The 24024-nt window shown below is 41.2% G+C and carries 17 protein-coding genes; 4 read left to right on the top strand and 13 right to left on the bottom strand.

What is annotated here, in order from left to right:
- The first annotated feature begins 1 nt into the window (after nucleotide 1).
- From ACZ5WS_RS11985 to ACZ5WS_RS11975, 3 genes are all read left to right on the top strand, one after another.
- A complete protein-coding gene (locus ACZ5WS_RS11985; RefSeq protein ID WP_198523135.1) occupies nucleotides 2-3085 on the top strand; it encodes an efflux RND transporter permease subunit in 3084 nt (1027 codons plus the stop codon).
- 93 nt (nucleotides 3086-3178) lie between these two features.
- Complete coding sequence (locus tag ACZ5WS_RS11980) at nucleotides 3179-5074, top strand: DUF294 nucleotidyltransferase-like domain-containing protein (protein ID WP_464708740.1); 1896 nt, start codon at nucleotides 3179-3181, stop codon at nucleotides 5072-5074.
- A gap of 3 nt (nucleotides 5075-5077) precedes the next feature.
- A complete protein-coding gene (locus ACZ5WS_RS11975; protein ID WP_109874671.1) occupies nucleotides 5078-5779 on the top strand; it encodes a 3'-5' exonuclease in 702 nt (233 codons plus the stop codon).
- A 77-nt stretch (nucleotides 5780-5856) separates the two neighbouring features.
- Here the strand turns inward: ACZ5WS_RS11975 and ACZ5WS_RS11970 are convergent, their stop codons facing one another.
- From ACZ5WS_RS11970 to pxpB, 4 genes are all read right to left on the bottom strand, one after another.
- Nucleotides 5857-7437 (bottom strand): BCCT family transporter, encoded by a 1581-nt coding sequence (locus tag ACZ5WS_RS11970; RefSeq protein ID WP_010389940.1) that lies wholly within the window; start codon nucleotides 7435-7437, stop codon nucleotides 5857-5859.
- A gap of 778 nt (nucleotides 7438-8215) precedes the next feature.
- Nucleotides 8216-9883, bottom strand: coding sequence for an asparagine synthase B (gene asnB, locus ACZ5WS_RS11965; protein WP_464708739.1), 1668 nt, complete (start codon nucleotides 9881-9883; stop codon nucleotides 8216-8218).
- 320 nt (nucleotides 9884-10203) lie between these two features.
- Nucleotides 10204-11142: a 5-oxoprolinase subunit C family protein gene (locus tag ACZ5WS_RS11960; protein WP_464708738.1), complete on the bottom strand. Its 939-nt coding sequence runs from the start codon at nucleotides 11140-11142 to the stop codon at nucleotides 10204-10206.
- Nucleotides 11135-11794, bottom strand: coding sequence for a 5-oxoprolinase subunit PxpB (gene pxpB / locus ACZ5WS_RS11955; protein ID WP_464708737.1), 660 nt, complete (start codon nucleotides 11792-11794; stop codon nucleotides 11135-11137). Before pxpB ends, ACZ5WS_RS11960 begins: the two co-directional genes overlap by 8 nt.
- Before the next feature lie 490 nt (nucleotides 11795-12284).
- Between pxpB and msrA the strand changes: the two genes are divergently transcribed.
- Nucleotides 12285-13592: a peptide-methionine (S)-S-oxide reductase MsrA gene (gene msrA / locus ACZ5WS_RS11950; protein WP_464708736.1), complete on the top strand. Its 1308-nt coding sequence runs from the start codon at nucleotides 12285-12287 to the stop codon at nucleotides 13590-13592.
- Nucleotides 13593-14241: 649 nt separating this feature from the next.
- On the opposite strand, the gene ACZ5WS_RS11945 is transcribed toward msrA, so the two are convergent.
- From ACZ5WS_RS11945 to ACZ5WS_RS11905, 9 genes are all read right to left on the bottom strand, one after another.
- Nucleotides 14242-15120 (bottom strand): LysR family transcriptional regulator, encoded by an 879-nt coding sequence (locus ACZ5WS_RS11945; RefSeq protein ID WP_010389946.1) that lies wholly within the window; start codon nucleotides 15118-15120, stop codon nucleotides 14242-14244.
- A 247-nt stretch (nucleotides 15121-15367) separates the two neighbouring features.
- On the bottom strand, nucleotides 15368-16024 hold the full coding sequence (locus ACZ5WS_RS11940) for a 3-oxoacid CoA-transferase subunit B (protein WP_008114705.1): 657 nt from the start codon (nucleotides 16022-16024) through the stop codon (nucleotides 15368-15370).
- A 15-nt stretch (nucleotides 16025-16039) separates the two neighbouring features.
- On the bottom strand, nucleotides 16040-16738 hold the full coding sequence (locus ACZ5WS_RS11935; RefSeq protein ID WP_008114703.1) for a CoA transferase subunit A: 699 nt from the start codon (nucleotides 16736-16738) through the stop codon (nucleotides 16040-16042).
- Between the two features lie 28 nt (nucleotides 16739-16766).
- Nucleotides 16767-17666: a hydroxymethylglutaryl-CoA lyase gene (locus ACZ5WS_RS11930; protein ID WP_198523140.1), complete on the bottom strand. Its 900-nt coding sequence runs from the start codon at nucleotides 17664-17666 to the stop codon at nucleotides 16767-16769.
- Between the two features lies 1 nt (nucleotide 17667).
- Complete coding sequence (locus tag ACZ5WS_RS11925; RefSeq protein WP_464708735.1) at nucleotides 17668-19650, bottom strand: acetyl/propionyl/methylcrotonyl-CoA carboxylase subunit alpha; 1983 nt, start codon at nucleotides 19648-19650, stop codon at nucleotides 17668-17670.
- Between the two features lie 8 nt (nucleotides 19651-19658).
- Nucleotides 19659-20429, bottom strand: coding sequence for an enoyl-CoA hydratase/isomerase family protein (locus tag ACZ5WS_RS11920; RefSeq protein ID WP_010389950.1), 771 nt, complete (start codon nucleotides 20427-20429; stop codon nucleotides 19659-19661).
- A 12-nt stretch (nucleotides 20430-20441) separates the two neighbouring features.
- On the bottom strand, nucleotides 20442-22049 hold the full coding sequence (locus tag ACZ5WS_RS11915) for a carboxyl transferase domain-containing protein (RefSeq protein WP_010389951.1): 1608 nt from the start codon (nucleotides 22047-22049) through the stop codon (nucleotides 20442-20444).
- 9 nt (nucleotides 22050-22058) lie between these two features.
- Nucleotides 22059-23234 (bottom strand): isovaleryl-CoA dehydrogenase, encoded by a 1176-nt coding sequence (locus ACZ5WS_RS11910; protein ID WP_464708734.1) that lies wholly within the window; start codon nucleotides 23232-23234, stop codon nucleotides 22059-22061.
- 35 nt (nucleotides 23235-23269) lie between these two features.
- A complete protein-coding gene (locus tag ACZ5WS_RS11905) occupies nucleotides 23270-23704 on the bottom strand; it encodes a MerR family transcriptional regulator (protein WP_464708733.1) in 435 nt (144 codons plus the stop codon).
- Between the last annotated feature and the right edge of the window lie 320 nt (nucleotides 23705-24024).

Raw genomic sequence — 24024 nt, 5'->3', positions numbered from 1 at the left:
CATGAAACAGCAACCTATGATGCAAGACTTGCCGTCTATGGCAATTCGCCGCCCTGTACTTATTGTGGTACTTAATCTACTCATTATTATTGCCGGTATCGCCGCAATAGCTGGCGTAGAAGTACGCGAGCTTCCTGATGTAGATAGGCCGCGTATTACGGTATCAGCTTCGTTTCCAGGTGGTTCCCCGGAAACCGTCGATACTGAAGTCACCAGCAAACTTGAAGGGGCTGTTGCCCGTGTGAGTGGAGTTAAATCTATTCGTGCACAAAGTGAAGAAGGCAGCTCACGTATTGTGGTTGAATTTAGACCTGGTGTTAATCTGGATGATGCCGCTAATGAAACACGCGAGTCAGTTTCGCGAGTGCAAAGAGAGCTCCCAGAAGAAGTTGAGCGTGTATCTATCATAAAAGCCGATAACGATGCTGAGGCGGTTGTATCACTCACCGTATCAAGTGAGAGTTTTTCTTTAGAGGCATTAACCGAGCGGGTTGATGTTGATTTAGCGCCACAGTTTTTAACTATTCCCGGTGTTGCTGATGTGCGCTTAAACGGTGATAGAGAGCGAGTGCTTAGAGTACGTATCGATCCGCTTAAGCTCAGCAGCTTCAATTTAACTATTCCCGATGTTGCTGACGTGCTCAGGCAAGCTCCCTTTGATGTGCCAGCAGGAAGTTTAAAATCAAACGATCAGCAAATTATTGTTCGTGCTGATGCTACCTCGGTAACACCAGATCAAGTAGGTGATATTATCATTCGTGGTGATACCCGTATTAGCGATATCGCCGCGGTATATTTTGGCCCAGCCGATCCGCGCTCTATGGTAAGACTTAATGGTAAACCCGTTATTGGTATGGAAATTATCCGCCAAGCGCAATCTAACACCATAGAAATATCAGATGAGGTTTTAAAGCTGATAGAAGGAATGCGTGAACGCTTTCCTGAGATGGAATTTACCTTAACATCAGATGACGCACAATTTATTAGAAGTTCAGTGGATGAAGTGATTAACTCATTAGTGCTTACAGTGCTACTAGTGATCATTACGTTATGGGTGTTTATTGGCTCATGGCGTGCAACCTTAGTACCTGCATTTGCTATTCCGGTAGCATTAATAGGCTCATTAGCACTGATATGGGCATTGGGCTTCTCCATAAATATTTTAACCTTGCTCGCACTTGTACTTGCTACTGGCTTAATCGTTGATGATGCGATTGTGGTGAGTGAAAATATTCAACGCCAGCGAGGATTAGGGCTTGGCCGGCGTGCGGCCGCAGTAGTAGGTACACGTGAAGTATTTTTTGCGGTTATTGCCACCACGGCGGTATTAGCAGCTGTGTTTGTCCCCATCGCTTTTTTACCCTCTACTGCAGGGCGTTTATTTAGAGAGTTTGGGGGCGTACTTGCCGGTGCAGTTATCATATCAAGCTTTGTTGCGTTATCGTTAGTGCCGGCACTTACCTCTAAGCTAAAACTTAAGCAAGGCGGTTTTCATCCATTTGCTAAGTTTGGTAACGTACTTGCTAATTTATATACCAAAACAATTCATAAAGTTCTCGATCATGCGTGGCTTACTTTTATTGCCTGTTTATTAGTGGCCGGCGGCTCAGGTGCATTGTATATGAGCTTAGATAACGAGCTATTACCAACAGAAGATCGCGGTAAAATTAGAATATTTGCTCGTGGGCCAGATGGTGTAGGCTTGAACTTTATGGACAGGCAAGCCATTAAAATGGAAGACACTTTGCTGCCTTTCGTCGAAAGCGGTGAAATAGAGTCTATTTACACGGTTGTTGGTCAGTGGGATCCTAATATTGTCTTCATTACTGTGCCTTTAAAGCACTGGGATGAACGTAATTTTAGTCAACAAGAAATCATCAATAAAATCCGTCAGCCTTTAATGAATATTCCTGGAGCACCCGCATACGCAGGAGGCGCTAATAGTTTAAATTTACGTGGCCAAGGTGGCGGTATTGAAGTTGCTTTACTGGGCCAAGATTATCTTGAAATATTTAAGGCTGCCCAGCAGTTTTCAGCAGATCTTGAAAAAGCAGTACCTGAAGTTGCACCGGTTCGCGTATCGTATCAACCATCGCAACCACAACTTCGCGTTAATATAGACAGACGACGCGCAGAAGAACTCGGTGTATCGTTAAGCGATATTGCCATTACTTTAAGAGCTGCTATTAATGGCGACGATATAGCTGATTTAAACATCGGCGATCAATCAATACCTATTATGTTACAGGCTCAAAATCAAACCATTAACGACCCAAGTGATTTAGCAAATTTATATGTAAGCGCCCGCGATAATCAATTAGTACCACTCAGTAGTGTGGCAAATATTACAGAAGAGGGCGTTGCTGCGGAGCTTGAGCGCCATGCTCAGCGACGTGCCATAGAATTAAGCATGGAATTACCCGAAGGTTTAACTATTGCCACACTGGTAGAGCAAATAAAACAAGTGTCTGAGCAATCATTACCAGCAGGTATTACTTTAGCGTTCAAAGGCGAGGCACTCACTTTTGAAGAAACTTCAAATGAAGTGCTAATGACTTACGTGTTAGCCTTTTTAATTGTGTTTTTAGTTTTGGCGGCACAATTTGAAAATGTTAATAGCGCCATTGTAGTAATGATCACCGTCCCTTTTGGTATTACATCCGCAATTTTAGCGCTATATTTAACCGGTACATCACTTAATATTTATTCGCAAATTGGTCTGGTAATGTTAATTGGTTTAATCGCCAAAAATGCGATTTTATTGGTTGAGTTTGCTGATCAATTAAGAGATCAGGGTTTAGCTGTACGTAAAGCGGTGGAGCAAGCAGCGCTGGTACGCTTACGTCCTATAACTATGACTTTGATCTCTACTTTATTGGGCGCATTACCGTTGATTATGTCTACAGGTGCTGGCGCTGAGGCGCGTAACGCGATTGGCTGGGTGGTGTTTGGTGGCTTAGCCTTAGCTGTATTGTTTACGCTTTATTTAACACCGGTGATTTATTTAGGACTTGCACGTTTTACCAGCCCTCGTGGTGATGAGTCAAAACAATTAGCGCAGGAGTTAGAGCAAGTAGATAATTAATCGCTAACTATTTACTTAAATTGGCTATTTTTCTTTGAAAAAATAGCCAATTAGGCTCACAATTCAACTAGATTCACGCCACAAGGATTCCCTATGCAGGCCGAGCAAGTTGAAATAGCCCAGTTTTTAGTTGAACACCCCCCATTTGATACGCTTCCTACAGAGGCACTGAATGAATTAGCAATGCAAATAGAGGTTGCTTACTTTCGTGCCGAAACTGATATTCTACATTTAGGGCAAGATATTAGTGACTTGTATATTATTCGCAGTGGCTCTGTTGAGATTTCACGTCGTAATGGCGAGCTCTATAACCGTTTAGCTACAGGCGGTATTTTTGGCCAAATGGGCTTATTAATGAACCGCAAAGTGCGGTTTCCGGCTCGTGCGCTTGAAGATTCCTTAACGTATTGTATTAACGTTAATATTTTTAACGAATACTGTGATAAATACGAAACCTTTGCTGACTTTTTCGAAGTGGATGGCAATGTACGCTTGCATCAAGCTATAGTAGAGCAAGCCGACAGCAATGACTTAACCACCGCTAAAGTTAAATCATTACTTCATCGTGATGTAGTCACGGTTACTACGCAAACTCCCATACAAGACGTCGCGTTTTTAATGACACAAGAATCGGTCTCTTCAGTACTTGTCACTGACATAGAAAAACAAATAAGCGACGATCCAGAAGAGGATGACGGACAAGTTGTCGGGATCATCACAGATAGAGATATCCGAACTAAAGTTGTTGCCCAAGGGTTGACGTTTGATACGCCTGCGCAAGAGGTTATGACCTCAAGTTTAGTCTTGCTCGATAGTAATGCCTATGTATTTGAAGCCGTTTTAGCGATGCTTAGAGATAACTTACATCACTTGCCTGTGGTACATAAAAAACGCCCAATAGGGGTAATATCGCTATCCGATATTTTACGTTATGAGTCACAAAGTAGCTTATTGTTAGTACGGGGTATTTTAGCGCAGCAATCAGTGGAAGATTTAGTTCATTATGCCCGCCAACTCCCTAACGTGTTTGTACGTATGGTAAACGAAGATGCTAATTCGCATATGATAGGAACGGCCATGGCAGTAATAGGGCGTACCTTTAAACAACGCTTATTAGCGCTAGCTGAAGAAAAGTTTGGCAAGCCGCCCATTCCTTATTGTTTTATTGCGCTGGGCTCAATGGCGCGGGATGAGCAGTTAATTGTAACCGATCAAGATAATGCACTGATTTTAGATAATAGCTTCGATGAGGCATTGCACGATGAGTATTTTCAAAACTTATCAGACTTTGTGTGTGATGGTTTAGCTAAGTGTGGCTATACCTATTGTGATGGTGAAATTATGGCCTCGTTTAAAAAATGGCGTATGACCCGCGAACAATGGCAAGAAAAATTTGCTAGCTGGATGGCCGAGCCCAAACCGCAAGCACTGCTCAATAGCTCGATATTTTTTGACTTAGATGGTGTGTGGGGTAAGTTAAAGTGGGCCGATGAGCTTAAAACGCTGGTGGCAAAAGAAAGCAAAGTAAATAAACGCTTTTTAGCTAACCTTGCTGCTAATGCTCGCAATCGAACGCCACCATTGGGATTTTTTAACGGCTTTGTACTTGAGCACAATGGCCAACATAAGCGCTCAATGAACTTAAAACGTCGTGGTACAGCGCCGCTATCTGATGTGGTTCGCGTTCATGCATTAGCGGTCGGTTCACGTAAACAAAATTCGTTTGAGCGCTTAGAGGATATTATCGAGGCTAACTTATTACCCAAAGGCAAAGCACAAGATTTGCGTGATGCATTTGAATATATTGCCACTGTACGTATTCGCCATCAGGCATGGCAGATAGAGCAGGGGGAAGCGCCCGATAATGATTTAGATCCGCATTTACTCTCACCATTTGAGCAAAGTAATTTAAAAGAAGCTTTTGCGATTTTAGAAAAAGCGCAAAGCTTTTTAAAGTTTAGTTATTCTGCTCATTCAGGTGTGAAATAAGTTATGGCTAAATCACCGTTAGATTGGCCACGTCGTTACGAGCAGCTTTTACATAGTGCGCAAAACTCGTTGCTTAAGGAGTTTTATAAGCAGGCATTTACCAATCAGACTGCTCCACTTAAAGATGTACCTTTTGTGGCGCTAGATTTTGAAACAACAGGTCTGGACGCTAATACCGATGATATTGTTAGTGTGGGGTTAGTGCCTTTCAATGTTAATCGTATTTACTGTAAAGAGAGCCGCCATTGGGTAGTACAACCACGACGAGATTTGAGTGAAGAGTCAATTGTTATCCATGGTATTACCCACTCAGAGGTGGATGAAGCTCCCGACCTCAATCGAATTTTAGCCCCACTTCTTGATGCACTTAAAGGGAAAGTGGTGGTGGTGCATTATGCCGCCATTGAGCGCCACTTTTTTTATAATGCGCTGCTCACACGTATAAAAGAAGGGATTGAATTTGCTCTAGTCGACACTATGGAAATTGAAAGGCGAGCGCTTAGAGCGCGTCAAGGGCTACTAGGTAGGCTATTTAATACAAAACTAGGCTCATTACGGTTAAGTGATACAAGGGAGCGTTATTCCTTGCCATTGTATCAAAACCATAATGCACTGACTGACGCTTTAGCCACCGCAGAATTACTGCAAGCTCAGCTGAGTTATCATTATCGGTTAGATACGCCACTAAGTGAAATTTGGCTTTAGCGAAACGTTATAAAATATTATAGGAAAAATAGAGTAAAAAAAACGCCGCAATTAGCGGCGTTTTTTAATGTAGGGTGTTATTTAACTGGGCGAGGCTCAGTTCGTAAACCTAAAATTAAGCTTACACACATTAATAGTAAAACAATGGTAAACGGTAGACCGGTTGAAATAGCCCCAGCTTGTAGTGCTTCAATCGCTTGAGTACCACCAATCCAAAGTAATGCAGCAGCAATTGCGCCCTCAACAGTAGCCCAAAAAATACGCTGTGGTACCGGTGCATCAATTTTGCCACCTGCTGTGATTGAATCAATTACAAGTGACCCTGAATCAGAAGAGGTAATAAAGAATACCAGTACTAATACAATAGCAATGAAAGAAAGCACACTCGCCATTGGCATTTCATCAAGCATTTGGAACATCGCCATAGGGACACTTGTTAGACCGTCAGTCCCAAGAGCACCAATACCATTAACTACTTGGTCAATTGCGATGCCACCATAGATAGACATCCACAGGATAGTAACCGCTGTTGGAATAAGTAATACCGCGGTTAAAAATTCACGGATTGTACGACCACGCGAAACACGCGCAATAAACATACCTACAAACGGTGACCATGAAATCCACCAAGCCCAGTAGAATACTGTCCAACCATGCATCCATGTTTCATCTTCACGGCCATGTGGGTTACTCAATGGAATAATGTTCTCTACATACCCCATTACCGTGTTAGGGATATTACCCATAGAGACCGCAAAACCAACTAAACATACAAATACTAGTAATACTAAAGCAATGAGCATATTTACGTTACTAAGTAATTTAACGCCGCCATCAATGCCTCTAATAACAGAGACGACTGCTAGTAACGTAACACCTGTAATAACCAGAATTTGTGAACCTACGCCACCTTCAAAACCAAATACATGATTAATACCGGCAGAGGCTTGTTGTGCACCTAACCCAAGTGACGTTGCTAAACCAAATAAGGTTGCTAATACAGCTAAAATATCAATTATGTGACCAGGCCACCCCCACGCTTTATCACCTAAAATTGGGTAAAAAATCGAACGAATAGAAAGAGGTAAGCCTTTATTGTAAGTAAAAAATGCTAACGAAAGCGCAACTACAGCATAAATTGCCCAAGGGTGAAGACCCCAATGGAACATAGTTGCACCCATTGCCATTTTCGCGGCTTCTGGTGTGTTAGCTGTTACATTGAGCGGCGTTTCATACCAACCAGTGTAGTATGCAACTGGTTCAGCAACCCCCCAGAACATTAAGCCAATACCCATACCTGCAGCAAATAACATTGCCAGCCAAGAAATACGAGAATGCGATGGTTTAGCATCGTCACCGCCTAAGCGGATATTGCCATATGGTGAAAAAATTAAAACTAAACAAAAAATAACAAAGAAGTTGGCAGCCCACATAAATAAGCCGTCAAAATTATTAATAATATCGGTTTTGATACCATTTAGTGTTGTTTTAGCTACTTCGGCATCTGACACTAGTACGGCGATTAAAAAAAGTGCTATTAACCCTGCACTGATCCCGAATACAGGGTTATGTATATCAAATCCCCACTTTTGTACATTGTCTTGACCTACGGTGTAGTCCGTATTATCAATACTGTACTTGTCATGATTCTCGCTCATGCAATACCTCATTGGTTAATGAAACAGGTTGGCTTAATGCCAGTTTTTTTATAGTTCACTGTATTCGTCTTATTAGATTTATAACAAAAGCTAATAACACGAATAGTTAGAAGACTAACTAATTTAATTGCCCATCATACCTTTACTAATAGGGGAGTTAAATATTAAATGCAAAAGAATTAACACTTTGGCAAAACTTTAAGCTGCTTTTGCCTTTTTATTGTACACATCTGGCAACTGAACAAATGATAACTAATGTGTCAGCTAATTATTTTATAGTCGTATATAGCATTGAATGCAAAGCTAAGTGAATGAATATTCGGCCTAATCAGACAAGTAAATAACTAAAAAAACGCTATTAAATACGTAGAAAACTAAGTCAGCGTTTTAAAATCACTATTCATTTATTAAATGATTTATTAATGACATTTTAACTATGTTTTTATGATTTGGGATAATGAGTTAGATAGATATTGTTCATGAGGTTAATGAAAAAGCGAGATTGAAATAGTTTTTATAAAAAGCGACTAAATCTTACTGTTTAAACTAAATTGGTCAAAGGTTTATCTCACCTTTGAGATTTAATTTACAAAAATGGCAAAGAAACGCTGCGCTTGTAGAGAAGTGACAAACAACAGTGATTAAACATAAATGATTAAATTGAATGGCTTAGCTTTTTCATTCACTTCTCTTAGTGCCATAAAATTTCAAGAAATTATTCACTAAGACAGCGAAGAAAAGCTGCAGTTTTTAAGCTGCAGCGAAGATAGGGGGGTAACTATTTTTTATATGCTTCATTGTGAACGCCTGCGGCGCGTCCAGATGGATCTGCATTGTTTTGAAATGATGCATCCCACGCCAGTGCTTCGGGGGTTGAACATGCTACTGATTTACCATGTGGTACACAGTTAGCAGAGGCATCGCCCGGGAAGTGCGATTCAAAAATACGGCGGTAAAAATACGCTTCTTTTGAATCTGGCGTGTTAATTGGGTATTTAAATTTAGCATTCGCTAGTTCTTGATCCGTTACTTGCTCATTCACATACTCTTTTAAAGTATCAATCCAGCTGTAGCCAACACCATCAGAGAATTGTTCTTTTTGACGCCATAACACTTCGTCTGGAAGGTAGCCGTCGAAGCCAGCACGTAAAATATGTTTTTCAATTTTTTCGTCTTTACACATTTTAGCTTCTGGGTTGATGCGCATTGCCACATCAACGAACTCTTTATCTAAAAATGGCACGCGTGCTTCAACACCCCAAGCAGCCATTGACTTATTAGCACGTAAACAATCAAACATATGCAGTTTTGATACTTTACGGTTTAGCTCTTCATGAAACTCTTGTGCATTGGGTGCTTTATGAAAATATAAATAACCACCAAATAATTCATCGGCACCTTCACCTGAAAGTACCATTTTAATGCCCATAGCTTTAATTTGGCGTGCCATTAAGTACATAGGGGTTGATGCACGAATAGTGGTTACATCGTAGGTTTCAATGTGATAAATCACTTCTTTAAGAGCATCAATACCTTGTTGAATAGTAAAAATGATAGGGTGGTGAATAGTGCCTATCATATCAGCCACTTTTTGCGCTGCAGCTAAATCGGGTGAGCCTTCTAAACCCACTGAAAACGAATGCAGTTTAGGCCACCAAGCATCACTTTCATCGTTGTCTTCAATACGTTTTGCGGCAAAATGTTGAGTAATAGCTGAAATAACCGACGAATCTAATCCACCTGATAATAATACACCGTAGGGTACGTCACACATTAGTTGGCGTTTTACCGCGGCTTCTAGAGCATCTTTTACATCTTCTGCCTTGGCATCGTTGTTTTTAACTGCATCGTAGCTTTGCCAATCACGTTGGTAGTACGGTGTTAATTTACCGTCTTTGCTGTAAAGGTAATGCCCAGGTGGGAACTCTTCTATATGTTTACAAATAGGTGAAAGCGCTTTTAGCTCTGATGCTACATAAAAGTTGCCATGCTCATCGTGGCCTGTATACAGTGGAATAATACCAATGTGGTCGCGACCAATTAGGTAAGCGTCTTGCTCTTCATCATATAAACAAAAGGCAAAAATACCATTTAAGTCATCTAAAAATGCAGGCCCGTTTTGCTTGTACAAGGCTAAAATAACTTCACAATCTGACTGCGTTTGAAAATCAAACTCGACTTCTAAATTAGCGGCAAGCTCTTTATGGTTATAAATTTCGCCATTTACCGCTAAAATATGCGTTTTTTCTGGGTTGTATAATGGTTGCGCACCGCTTGATACGCCTACTATTGCTAAGCGTTCGTGCACTAAAATTGCTTTGTCTGATGAATACACCCCTGACCAATCAGGCCCGCGGTGGCGAAGCAGTTTGGACATTTCGATTGCCTGAGCGCGTAACTGGCTGGGATCCGATTTAATATCGAGTACGCCGAATATTGAACACATAATTTTTCCTCATTCCTATTAAGTGCCTACGATAGCGAGTTTGCTAAAGACTAACCTTGTTTTATCAGAAATAAATACCTAAGTCACATGGCTTTTTTAAAATAATAAGAATAATTTATGCACCAAATAAATTGGCGTTGCACCAATGTGGTGATATTGGCAAGGAGATTAAAATGCAATGTGCAATTTTTAATTTAAAATTACGTTAAAGTTAAATTAAATTGCAACAATTAGTTTGCCTTGCACCAAGGAGGTGCAAGGAGAAAAGTAAATAAATAGCGGTCGAGTTACTCAGTGAGTGAGTTTTAGTGCAGCATTAATTAATTCCAGTACCGGCTTAAACTCAGCTTAAGTTGTGCTAAGTGTGCATCGAGCTTATTTTTTGCAGCATTTGCTCGCTCAAGTGATACAAATTCAAAGGTGATTGGGTCAGCAGTACTAAATTGCGCAAACTGATGTAAGTCGGCTTCTATTACATGCGCTATTAAAGGATAACCCCCCGTTGTTTGCCCATCATTTAATAATACAATAGGGTTTCCATCAGGTGGAAGCTGTATGCTCCCAGGTGCTACGGCTACTGAGGGCAATGAAAGTGTATGTTGCATAATAGCCGTATTTTTATGGTCTAGGCGTACGCCCATACGGTTACTATTTGGATTAATAGTAAATGAGGCCTCACAAAAAGTATTAATACACGCGGGTGTTAGTAGCTCATAATGAGGACCTTTATGTAAACGGATGATGCTTCGCTTTGGCGGGGTAAGGGCGCCCTTATTACATAACCAAGGTTTAGTATAAGGGCTTATGGCTAGCACATCACCGCTTTGCAGTGCACGGCCATTAAAGCCGCCAATGGCTGCCCCTAAATCGGTAGATTTAGAACCCATAACCTCTGGGCATTCAATACCGCCTTTTACCGCGATGTAGGCTCGTGAACCACCACGGCCAGTTGCAAATTTAAGTGTTTGCATTGCTTTTATTGGGTAACTCCAGCCTGGATAAAGCGGGTGTCCATCAAGGGTTGCTTTGAGGTCGGCTCCATGAAGGGCAATAACGGTATCACACTGAAATTGCAGTTCGCATAAACCCACGGTTAATTCCAGCACGGCAGCGTTGTCGGTGTTATTTAATAAACGGTTTGCAATGATGTGCGCACAGGTATCAAGGCTGCCTGAGCGGCTTACCCCTAAATGTCGAAAACCCACACGGCCTAAATCTTGAATTGTTAGTTGAATACCGCTCTTGATTACTTTAATCATTGCTTACTCCTTTTACAGGCACAAACTCTATGGTATCGCCAGGTTTAAATAAGCAAGGATTAGCCGCTTTAGAATCAAATAAGCAGGCATCAGTGTGAGCAATAATATGCCAACCACCTGGCGAATCTTCAGGGTAGATACCTGTTTGGTCTGCTCCAATGGCAATTGCGCCTTTAGGTACACTCACTCGCGGGTTATCGCGCCTTGGGGTAAATAACCGTGAGTTGAGCCCATGTAAATAAGGGAAACCGGGAACAAAGCCTAAAAATAGAACGTGATATAACTCTTTACTATGTAAGTTAATCACTTCATCAATTGTGAGTTGATGATAGTTAGCTACGTAATCTAAATCTTCACCTTGGTAGTAGGTATTAATTTGGTGGTGCTGGCTATCAAACTGATAATCATCTACTTCCTCCCATAACTTAGCTAAGGTGTTGTACCATTTATTAAGCATTTCTGAGGACTTTAAATACAAAGTTAACGAATTCATAGCTGGTACCAAATCGATAAATTCATTGCTGTTTTTACAGTGTTGGGCGAGTGCCCAAAGCTTTTTTTGGGTCGCAAGTATGTGTGGTTCGCTGTAGTGAGAAACATCAAAAAGCAGGCTAGAGTTCGTTAAAATTTTTATACTAGGAATCATGCTCATATCGATAACTTATTAATATTAATTACATTTAAGCTATCACAGTCGCTGTACTATTACGATATTAATAGACAAGCTCGGATCGAATAAACTCCCTCATCCGTAAAGTTTTGTTGTGTGTGAAATTTATTGTTGAGTTCACAGGTCTGCTTTAGGGTCTGTTGACCTTTGCGGATTAAAATTGTTCAAACTAGGAGCGGTTTAATCGCGGCGCGAGGTTTGTAACCTAGTGGGCTAAGTAAAAACCGAGCAAAGCTTCCGCGTCCTGCTCACGCCCCTTACCTACATCCATGTAGGCAACAAAGGGTAAATCGCTCCTAGGCAGAACCCTTCGGGCAGCGCCTGTTTGGCATTGATGCTGCGTTATCGCCTATTTATGGGGAATAACCACACGACATGGGCTATGCCTTGCCTAAACACCAAACAGACTGCTGCAAATTTAACCTTGGAAGGTCAACAGACCCTAGAGTAACTAAAACTAAGAGGTAATCGTATGTTTAAGGGGTTAATATTAGCTACATTTGCTATGTCGGGATTACTAAGTACGATGAGCGCAATTTCGTCAGACGAAGTAACTAAACCCAGTGATTTAAATGCCACCATGCATGTAGAAAAGCTAGTGCTTGGCTCGGGTTGTTTTTGGGGGGCAGAAAAACGCTATGAAGCACTTAATGGGGTACTCGATGCAGAGTCGGGCTATGCCGATGGGCATGGGTTTAAACCAACCTACAGAAATATAACTAAGCTATCGCGTCGCTTTGATGAAGATAACTACGCTGAAGTGGTGCAGGTTACATTTAATAGCAATATTATTTCGGCAAAAGAGCTGCTGCAAAATTATTACGAAAGCCACGATCCGACTCAAAAAAACCGCCAAGGTAATGATGTAGGCACACAATATCGCTCTATTATTTTAACTACAAGTGACGAGCAAGCAAACACCGCGCTTGCGGTAACACAGCAGTATCAGCAGTTACTCACTGAAGCAGGTTATGGAACAATAGCTACACAAATTAAGCCACTAGAGCAATTTTATTCTGCTGAAGAATATCATCAAAATTATCTTGAAAAAAATCCAAACGGTTATTGCCCAGACCATTCAACCGGCGTTGTTTTTAGTCAAGATGAAAAGCAGCAGGTTGATAACACTGCATTGTTGACTGGCAAACAAATTGTTATTTTAGATTCTCGCGATTACTGCCCTTACTGTGAAAAATTTAAAGCGGCGGTAGCTAATGACTATAAAGGCACAATACCAATGACATTTCGCCATGCTGATCAGCTCAATGGCTTAACCATCAAATCGGCTACGTGGGCTACACCCACCATACTATTTTTAGAAGATGGAGTAGAAGTGTATTCTCGCCAAGGTTATATGGATGCCGAACTATTTTATAAAGCGCTAGGGGCATTTAAACTCGGTGACAGTGAAGCTTATAAAGTAGCGTTTAACGCTAAAACCGACAGCCCGTATTGCAAAGAGTACGCTATTTTTAAAAACACCCCCGATGGCATTTTTATCGATAAACTCAGTGGTGAACCCTTGTTTGATACCCGCGACAGATTTAATTCGGGTACTGGCTGGTTGTCGTTTACACACCCTGTAAAAGACAGCGTAACGCAGCATGAAGATAACAGTTGGGGAATGCAACGTATTGAGCTTAAATCTAAAAGTACCGGGATTCATTTAGGGCATTTATTCCCGGGTGAAGGGCCAAATGGTCAAGATAGATATTGTATTAATGCCACTGTATTAGAATTTGTTGCTCGCGATGAAATAAACAGATCAGATGATGTTTAAACTTATTAGCTTTCAAGCAAATTTAAAGTAAAAAAAAGCAGCGATACTTAAATAAGGTCGCTGCATTTCAATTGACAACATCTTCACACACAATAAAGATTCGGGGGGTTGTATTAGTAAAAACTAATGCTGAATTATTGTTGCTGATGTGAATGTAAATAAAAACAACTCAAGCTCAGTCACCACCGGACTTGAGTTGCTTTTTACACTGACAACATCTTCACACACAATAAAGATTCTTATATTTATTGGCGGGTGTAAGCGTAAAATAAAAACAACCCAAGCTAAGTCACCACCGAACTTGAGCTGTTTTTTACACTGACAACATCTTCACACACAATAAAGATTCTTTTGTACTAGCTTGTTGTTACAAACTAATTAAATTTGGTTTCAGTAACGCGTTTTATTATTTTTGGTCGTTGCTGATTTGTTGAGTTAACTTTAGAGTTTTTACTCAATTTCGACAAGCGATAAAAACAAAACTAATAAGTGAAAAAATCTAATCTATAAACTTAGTTAACAGAAGGTTGTGCAAGTTGTTGATAATGCAGTTTATATTTTATTTTTTAGGTTTGCGTGAGACACGAAAAAATATTTTAAAAAGGTCGTAAATAATTAAACGCCCATGTAGGGGGCGTTTAATTAATAGTCATTTTGTTTGTCTGAAGGTGTTAATTACCCATTTGGCAAACAAATCGAGCGGGTGGTTTGCCGTACTAGAGCCATGTTGTACCAAGTAGTATTTATCTTTGGTGGTAAGGGGTTGTTCAAATAGTTTATAAAGCCATTGCTCATCCAGCCAGCTTTGGCTAATTGGCAGAGGAATGAGTGCAATGCCCATACCTTGTTGCGCCGCTCTTGCTACACCAAACATACTATCTATTTGAATAATTTGTGTTGGTGAAAAGTCATCAATCCCAACTTTTTCTGCCCACTGATGCCAAGCCCAAGGGCGTGCTTTATGCACAATAAGCGGCACTTGATTAAGCGCTTGGCAATGATCGTTTTGCCATTGTTCAAGCAGTTTTTTATTACACGCTGGAATATATTCTAAATTAAATAACTCAGTAGCCAGTCCATCAAGCGGTTTACTTGAAGATAAAATTATAGATAAATCACTTTGGCGGGTTAATTCCTTTCGAGTTTTGAGGGTATCCATGTGTAAATTAATATTAGGGTGCTCGCTGGTCCATTCACTGAGCTTAGGCATTAACAATTCACTGGCAAAAAATTCGGGCAGAGTAATGGTTAAGTTTACATTTTGTTGTAACTGACTAAATTCATTAATGGTGCTCTCTAGCATATTTATAATTGGATAAATTGCTTCAAAAAAGTTTTTACCTGCAGGCGTTAAACTAATAGATCGAGTTTGTCTTTGAAATAAATCAATGCCTAGCTGCTCTTCTAGCTGTTTAATTTGGTGGCTTACAGCCGAGGGCGTTAAGTAAAGCTCTTTAGCAGCATGTTTAAAACTTAAGCTTTTTGCTGCAAAACAAAAAGAGCGAAGGCCGCGAATAGGTGTTTGCATGGTATCCAGTATAAAGTTATTTCAATCGCCTAGTAATAGGCAATAATTAAACCAAAAATAAAAACTAACTATATCAGCAATTTATTTATTTTATTAGGTCGAATTCACCTAAGTGGTGCGTTAAATTGTCACTATAGTGCAAAAACTAAAATATAGACAAAAAAAATCCCTCTTACGAGGGATTTTGGGTAACTCAGCGCCATTGGCACTGGGAATGAGGTCGATACAGAGTGAAATTATGAGTGGTTTAAAACACCATCTCAGGAATATCACCATTAACAAGCAATTTACCTGCCGTTTTGCTAATAATTTCATCAACTGATACGCCTGGTGCGCGTTCTAGTAAATGAAATGCGCCGTCTTTTACTTCTAGAACGGCTAAATCAGTAACTATTTTTTTAACACAGTTAACGCCCGTTAGCGGTAACGTACAGCTTTCTAATAACTTAGAGTCGCCGTGTTTACTGGCATGGGTCATGGTAACAATAATGTTTTTTGCACCTGCGACTAAATCCATCGCTCCGCCCATGCCTTTAATTAATTTTTTAGGGATCATCCATGAGGCTATAGAACCGTTTTGGTCTACCTCAAACGCGCCCAGAACGGTTAAGTCTACATGACCACCCCGTATCATGGCAAAACTATCTGCACTATTAAATATAGCTGCACCGGTAGCTGCCGTCACGGTTTCTTTACCCGCGTTGATCATATCCGCATCAACAGTGGCTTTAGTAGGGTATTCGCCCATGCCTAAAAGACCATTTTCGGACTGTAGCATAACTTCTATGCCATCGGGTACATAGTTTGCGACGAGTGTCGGAATACCAATGCCCAAATTAACATAAAACCCATCTTGTAACTCTTGAGCTACGCGCATTGCGACTTGTTCACGTGATAATGCCATTGTTAGTGCTCCTGCTTAATCTCGTGTGGTAACACGTTCAATGCGTTTTTCAAAGTTACCTTTTATAACGCGGTTAACAAAAATTCCTGGCGTATGTATTTGGCTTGGCTCAAGTTCGCCTGGTTCAACAATTTCCTCTACTTCTGCAACGGTAATTTTACCCGCAGTAGCCGCCATTGGATTGAAGTTCATGGCTGTATGACGAAATACTAAGTTGCCGTAGCGATCCGCTTTCCATGCTTTTACAATAGCGAATTCACCGGTAATTGACTCTTCTAAAATATAAGGGCGACCATTAAACTCTTTTACTTCTTTACCCTCAGCAACCGGTGTGCCGTAACCTGTGGCTGTGTAAAAAGCAGGTATTCCTGCACCACCAGCACGCATTTTTTCAGCAAGAGTACCTTGTGGCGTAAGTTCTACATCAATCTCGCCACTTAGTAGTTGCTGTTCAAACAAGGCATTTTCGCCAACGTATGAGGCGACCACCTTTTTAATTTGCTTGTCGTGCAGTAACAGCCCTAAACCAAAGTCATCAACACCACAGTTATTAGAAACAACGGTTAATTCTTTAGTTTGCATTTTTTTAATTTGGGCAATTAGCCCCTCAGGGATACCACATAAGCCAAAACCACCGGCTATTATTGTATCGCCGTCTTTTAAACCTTCCATTGCAGCTTCATAACTAGAAACTACTTTATCAAAACCGGCCATGAGTCACTCCTCATTCTGTGCTATATAATTATTGTGCGTGTAATGCTGCAGAAACCTTGCTAGCAGGATGTTTGTTCAGTGCACTCGTAATTTGCCAACCTGCCTCAGCAAGCCTTTGTAAATCAATTCCATGCTCAATGCCAAGCCCTTGCAGTAAGTATACAACATCTTCGGTGGCAACATTTCCTGACGCGCCTTTGGCATATGGGCAGCCACCAAGGCCGGCAACAGCACTGTCAACCGTTGCTATACCAAGGTTTAGCGCAGCGTAAATATTTGTGAGCGCTTGCCCGTATGTGTCATGAAAATGTACAGCAAGTTTAGATTTATCAATATGTTTAAGTAGCAATGTAAGTAGCTCTATTACTTTAGCGGGTGTGCCAACACCTATGGTGTCACCTAGGCTAATTTCATAACAGCCCATTTTTAAGAGTTTAGCAGCGACAGCCAGTACAGTATGAGGGTCAACATCTCCCTCATACGGGCAACCTAACACACAACTTACATAACCGCGTACGCGAATGTTATTCGCCTTTGCAAAAGCCATAACTTCACTAAAACGCGCCAAACTTTGCTCAATAGAGCAATTAATATTTTTTTGGCAAAATGCTTCGCTCGCTGCGGTAAATATTGCAAATTCTTTAATACCTACAGCATCTGCTGCCTCTGCCCCTTTTAAATTAGGGGTAAGGGCACTGAGATTAACCTCAGGTAAATTAAGTGCGCTTATTACTTCACTAGAGTCTGCCATTTGTGGCACCCATTTAGGTGAGACAAACGCACCGGCTTCTATGTCTTTTATGCCTGCAGCGGCGAGTGCGTTAATAAGCGTTATTTTATCAGCAGTTTCTACAGCGGCTTCATTTTGAAGTCCATCTCTGGCGCCCACTTCAACAATGCGCACTGCTTTAGGTAATAATGAACTCATATTAAGCGGGTTCCTCTGCAGTTGTGTCCTCAACAATGGCCAGTAATGCGCCATGGCTTACCAGTTCACCTTCAGCAAAGCAGTAGCTTTTAAGTACGCCATCATGTGGGGCATTAAGTGTGTATTCCATTTTCATCGCTTCAATAATAACCACAGCATCGCCTTTAGTGATGGTACTTCCCACCTCTAACAAGTGTTTAACTACAGTACCATTAAGCGGCGCAGCAAGGGGTAATGCCTCATTTTCATGTGAGCTGATGAAATGTTTATCAACACATTCAAACTTAGTTTGCAGTGCTTGGTTCATTACAGTAATGGCATTATCAACGTGGCTAACATGCGCAGTGTGTTTAGCGCCATTAATCGATACGTTGCAGTAGCCATTAGTTAACTCACCTTGCACTTCAAAGGTGTTGTCATTAATGGTCATGCTATAGCCCTGCGCGGTTTTTATTGCGCTTAAGGGGGTATCGCTAAATGGAATGTTAACTTGTTGCGGCGCATTTAAACTAAACCCATGTAATTGTTGCCATGGATTTGCACTACTTGTATTACTACCAAGTGATGCTAAATACGCAAAACCTGCAATTAAGCGGCTAGTTTGTAATAAAGAAGGGTCAATAGTAACTAACGCTTCACCTTGCTCTGCAATAAAGTGGGTGCTTGGAGCACCTTGTTTAAAGCGTGGATGAATCGCTAAATTATATAAAAAGCTGATATTAGTGCTAAATCCGGCTAAATGAAATTGTGTTAATGCTTGTTGTAAACGCGAAAGTGCTTGGTCGCGGTTATCATCATGAACAATAAGTTTGGCAATCATTGGATCGTAATACGGACTTATTTCATCACCTTGGGCAATACCAGTATCAATACGTACATATTCACTGTTAGCGGGCGTAAATAGTGCCTCAATAGTGCCAGAGCACGGAATAAAGTCATTACTTGGATCTTCAGCGTAAATACGTGCTTCAAAGCTGTGGCCTTGTAGCTGAATATCTGCTTGCGCTAAAGGTAACGCTAAACCACTGGCTACATTAATTTGCCAATTAACTAAATCAACGCCTGTGACCATTTCACTCACTGGGTGCTCTACTTGCAAGCGAGTATTCATTTCCATGAAAAAGAACTCATCACCACAGAGTAAAAATTCCACAGTGCCAGCGCCTCGGTAGTCAATTGCTAGGGCACATCGTACCGCGGCTTCGCCCATTTCTTTTCGCAACGAGTCTGATAAACCGGGGGCAGGCGCTTCTTCAATCACTTTTTGATGCCGACGCTGTAATGAACAATCACGATCACCTAAATACACACAGTTGCCATAGTTATCAGCAAATACTTGTACTTCAACATGGCGTGGTTGGTCAACATAACGCTCAAGCAAAACCAGATCATTACCAAAACCGGCAATAGCTTCACGTTTAGCGCCTTCTAATGCGCTTATAAACTCACTGGCTTTTGAAACAATACGCATGCCTTTACCACCGCCACCAAAGGCCGCTTTGATAAGCACAGGGTAGCCAATTTTTTCAGCCTCAGCTTGTAAAAAGCTAGGGTCTTGTTTATCGCCATAATAACCTGGCACCAAAGGAACATTAGCGGCTGCCATAATTTCTTTTGCACGGGTTTTAGAGCCCATAGCTTCTATGCTACTTGCTGGCGGCCCAATAAAGGCAATGTTATTAGCTTCACAAACATTTGCAAATTCGCTGTTTTCAGATAAAAATCCATAGCCCGGGTGAATACAATCAGCACCACTCATTTTGGCAACGTTAAGTATTTTATCTGCAACTAGGTATGAGTCTTTACTCGGCGCTGCGCCAATATGATAGGCTTCATCCGCCATTTTTACATGTTGAGCGTTTTTATCTGCATCTGAATAAACCGCAACCGTGGTCAAGCCCATTTGCTTTGCTGTTCGCATAATACGACAAGCAATTTCTCCGCGATTAGCAATCAGAATTTTTTGTAAGTGTACTGTGTTCATAATGCGTCCTAGAGTTGCCATTGGGGAGGGCGTTTTTCAAAAAAGGCTGTTAGACCTTCTTGACCTTCGTCTGATACACGAATTTTGGCTATACGTTCTGCAGTGAGCGCAATTATTTCGTTATCGATTTCTTTGTTTGCCACATCATTAATAAGCGCTTTAGCTGCTTTAACCGCTACCGGGCCATTATCTATCAGCGTTTGTAATAGGTTATCCAGTGCACAGTCTAAATTCCCTGTAATTTGGTGAACTAGCCCCAGCTGTTTGGCCGTATGCGCATCAAATACTTCAGCCGTTAAAAAGTAACGACGAGCAGCGCGCTCACCAATAGCTTTTATTACATAAGGGCTAATAACAGCAGGAATTAAGCCTAATTTAACTTCACTTAAACAAAATTGGGCGTCGTCTTTACTGAGCGCAATATCACAGCAAGCAATTAATCCCAATGCGCCACCAAATGCTGCGCCTTGTACCGCACAAATAGTAGGGTGTGGGCTTTGCGCTAAAACTTGCATTAGCTTAGCCAGCTGCATTGAATCGGCCAAATTATCGTTATAGTTGTTATCTGCCATCGATTTCATCCAGGCTAAATCGGCACCGGCTGAAAAGTGTTTACCCTCAGTTTTTAATACTAGGGCACGAATATCGAGCGTATTAGCATGTTCAATACATTGAATTAGCTCATGGATAACGTCGCTATTAAAGGCATTGCGTTTTTCTGGGCGACTTAAAACAAGTACAGCCACATTAGATTTTGTTATTTGTAGTGTTACTGACATTTTAAGCTCCCATTACATTCTAAATACGCCAAATTTCGATTCACGCTCAGGGGCATTTTTAGCTGCGCTAAGTGCAAGCCCAAGAACATTGCGTGTATCGGCAGGGTCAATAATGCCATCATCCCATAAACGGGCACTGGCATAATAAGGGTGGCCTTGCTGTTCGTATTGATCGATGATTGGCTTTTTAAAATCGCTAATTTGTTGCTCGCTCATGCTTTCGCCTTTGCGGGCTAAACCATCTTGTTTTACTTGCGCCATTACACCAGCGGCTTGTTCACCACCCATAACCGAAATACGGGCATTTGGCCACATCCACATCATGGTCGGTTCAAACGCGCGGCCACACATACCATAGTTACCTGCACCGTATGAGCCCCCGATTAAAATAGTAAATTTGGGTACATCGGCACACGATACCGCCATCACCATTTTAGCGCCGTGTTTAGCAATGCCTTCAGACTCGTATTTTTTACCAACCATAAAACCAGTAATGTTTTGTAAAAATACCAGGGGAATGTTGCGCTGAGCACACAGTTGAATAAAGTGCGCGCCTTTTTGCGCAGACTCACTAAATAAAATACCGTTGTTAGCCACTATGCCTACGGGATGACCATAAATGCTGGCAAAGCCTGTTACCAGTGTTTCACCAAAGTAGCGTTTAAATTCATCAAACGATGAATCATCAACAGTACGCGCAATGACTTCACGGACATCAAATGGCTTTTTAAGATCAGTACCGACAATGCCGTAAAGCTCGTTAATATCATAACGAGGGGCTTTTACTTCTTCGAGTAATGGTGAGGTAGGGCGCGAATAGTTAATACGTTCAATACATTGGCGAGCAATCGACAACGCATGAGCATCATTTTCAGCGTAATGATCGGCAACACCTGATGTTTTACAGTGTACATCGGCGCCACCAAGCTCTTCTGCAGTAACTACTTCACCGGTTGCGGCTTTTACCAGTGGCGGACCTGCTAAAAAGATAGTGCCTTGCTCTTTTACAATAATACTTTCATCAGCCATAGCAGGAACATACGCACCACCTGCAGTACATAACCCCATAACCACAGCAATCTGTGGAATGCCTTTACCCGACATACGCGCTTGGTTGTAAAAAATACGACCAAAATGCAGTTTGTCAGGGAATACGTCGTCTTGCTCAGGTAAGTTTGCGCCACCTGAGTCAACTAAATAAATACACGGTAAATGACAACGTTCGGCGATGTCTTGAGCGCGTAAATGCTTTTTAACAGTCAGCGGGAAATAGGTGCCGCCTTTTACTGTCGCATCATTAGCAATCACCATACATTCGACGCCTTTAACGCGACCAATACCTGCAACCACACCGGCACAAGGAATATCTTGTTCATAAACGCCAAAGGCAGCAAATTGCGATATTTCTAAAAATGGCGAGCCTTCATCTAGCAAAGTGGTAATACGGTCACGGACAAACAATTTACCGCGGCCTTCATGGCGCTCTTTTAGCGCAGCGCCACCGCCTAAACGTATTGTTGCTGCTTTACTACGTAAATCATCCACTAGCGCCGACATGTTGTTGTGATTTTGCACAAAATTTGGATCATGCGGATTAACGCTCGATTTTAAAATCGTCATAACTAATCCTTAGCGGCTTTCAGTGAATAATTCGCGACCAATTAACATACGGCGTATTTCAGAGGTGCCGGCACCAATTTCATATAATTTCGCATCACGCAGTAAGCGACCTGTTGCGTATTCGTTTATGTAACCATTGCCGCCTAAAATCTGAATTGCATCTAATGCCATTTTAGTTGCAAGCTCAGCAGCGTATAAAATTGCGCCAGCAGCGTCTTTACGGGTGGTTTCGCCGCGATCACATGCTTTGGCTACTGTGTACACATATGAGCGAGCTGCATTCATTTGTGTATACATATCGGCAATTTTGCCTTGTATTAACTGAAATTGACCAATAGGGCTGTCAAATTGCTTACGCTCATGGATGTAAGGAACCACAATATCCATACACGCTTGCATTATGCCAAGTGGGCCAGCCGCTAAAACAACACGTTCATAATCAAGGCCACTCATAAGTACCTCAACGCCTTCGTTTAAGTTACCTAAAATATTTTCTTCGGGTACTTCACAGTTTTCAAATACCAATTCACAGGTATTTGAACCACGCATGCCGAGTTTGTCGAGCTTTTGTGCGGTTGAAAAACCAGGAAATGTTTTTTCTACAATAAAGGCTGTAATCCCTTTAGCGCCGGCGTTTAAATCTGTTTTTGCATAAATTACCAGTGTATCTGCGTCGGGGCCATTAGTGATCCACATTTTATTACCGTTTAAAATGTATTTATCGCCTTTTTTCTCTGCTTTAAGTTTCATAGAAACAACATCAGAGCCCGCGTTAGGCTCACTCATCGCTAGCGCACCAATGTGCTCGCCGCTAATTAGTTTAGGTAAGTATTTTTCTTTTTGTGCTTGCGAACCATTACGGTTTATTTGATTAACACACAGGTTTGAATGCGCACCGTAACTTAAACCAATAGAGGCACTTGCACGGCTAATTTCTTCCATGGCAATAACGTGCTCCAAATAGCCTAAGCCAGCACCACCAAACTCTTCATCCACGGTCATGCCAAGCACGCCCATTTCACCCATTTGCGGCCAAAGTTCATTGGGGAACGCATTATCAAGGTCAGTTTTTTCAGCTAGTGGGGCAATTTCTTGACTGGCAAAGCTGTTTACGTGATTGCGGATCATATCTGCAGTTTCGCCAAGGCCAAAGTTCATTTCTTTATATAGTGAAATAGTGCTCATGATTAATTCCTGTGTGTTGATGACGTTGTTATATTTTATTCATCTATTTTGCTAAGCGTGTCGCGACAGCGACGTTCAGCGGTGACCAGTTCCATAAGAACCACTTTAATGTCATCCATCTGTTGTGAAAGATCGGCTTTTTTCTCACTGATAAGGTCAAGCATAGTAACTAACTGTTTTGCACTTGATTTATCAGCATCATACAGTTCAAACAAACGACCTGTTTCAGCTAAGGTGAAACCTAAACGTTTACCGCGAAGTATTAGCTTAAGGCGTACCTTGTCGCGCTTTGAGTAAATACGTGTTTGACCATTGCGCTCTGGCGATATTAACCCTTGGTCTTCGTAAAAACGGATAGAGCGGGTGGTAATATCAAATTCTTTAGCCAATTCACTAATGCTAAAAGTTTGTTCGTTTTTAGTCGGCTCGTTGGCTGAATTTGCAAAGTTTGTTTGATTATCTGATTTCATTGTAATGTTTACCTCATTCGAATAACTCCAATATAAGTGAAGTTTACGTAAAGGTAAAGTGCGATCTGGTTGTTATACTTTAGACGTATAAAATAAAAGCGGAAATGCAGCAGAAGTTGAGTGTTTATAAACGTTATAAGCCAGTTAGACAGTATGTAATAAATTTTTAGCAAGCTAACTTTACAGTTTTTACACTAATTAGAAAGTTGATTTTAGATTTACGTTGGCGTAAACGTAAATTTTATGTATGCTCGTATTTATCAGATTAGTTTAAACATTAAGCTAAACATAATAAAACATGTTTGCGTTAATTGAAAATG

The sequence above is a fragment of the Pseudoalteromonas sp. 11L1 genome (assembly GCF_055397545.1).
Note: the sequence above shows the minus strand (reverse complement) of the source record. Positions and strands in the feature narration are given on the sequence as shown.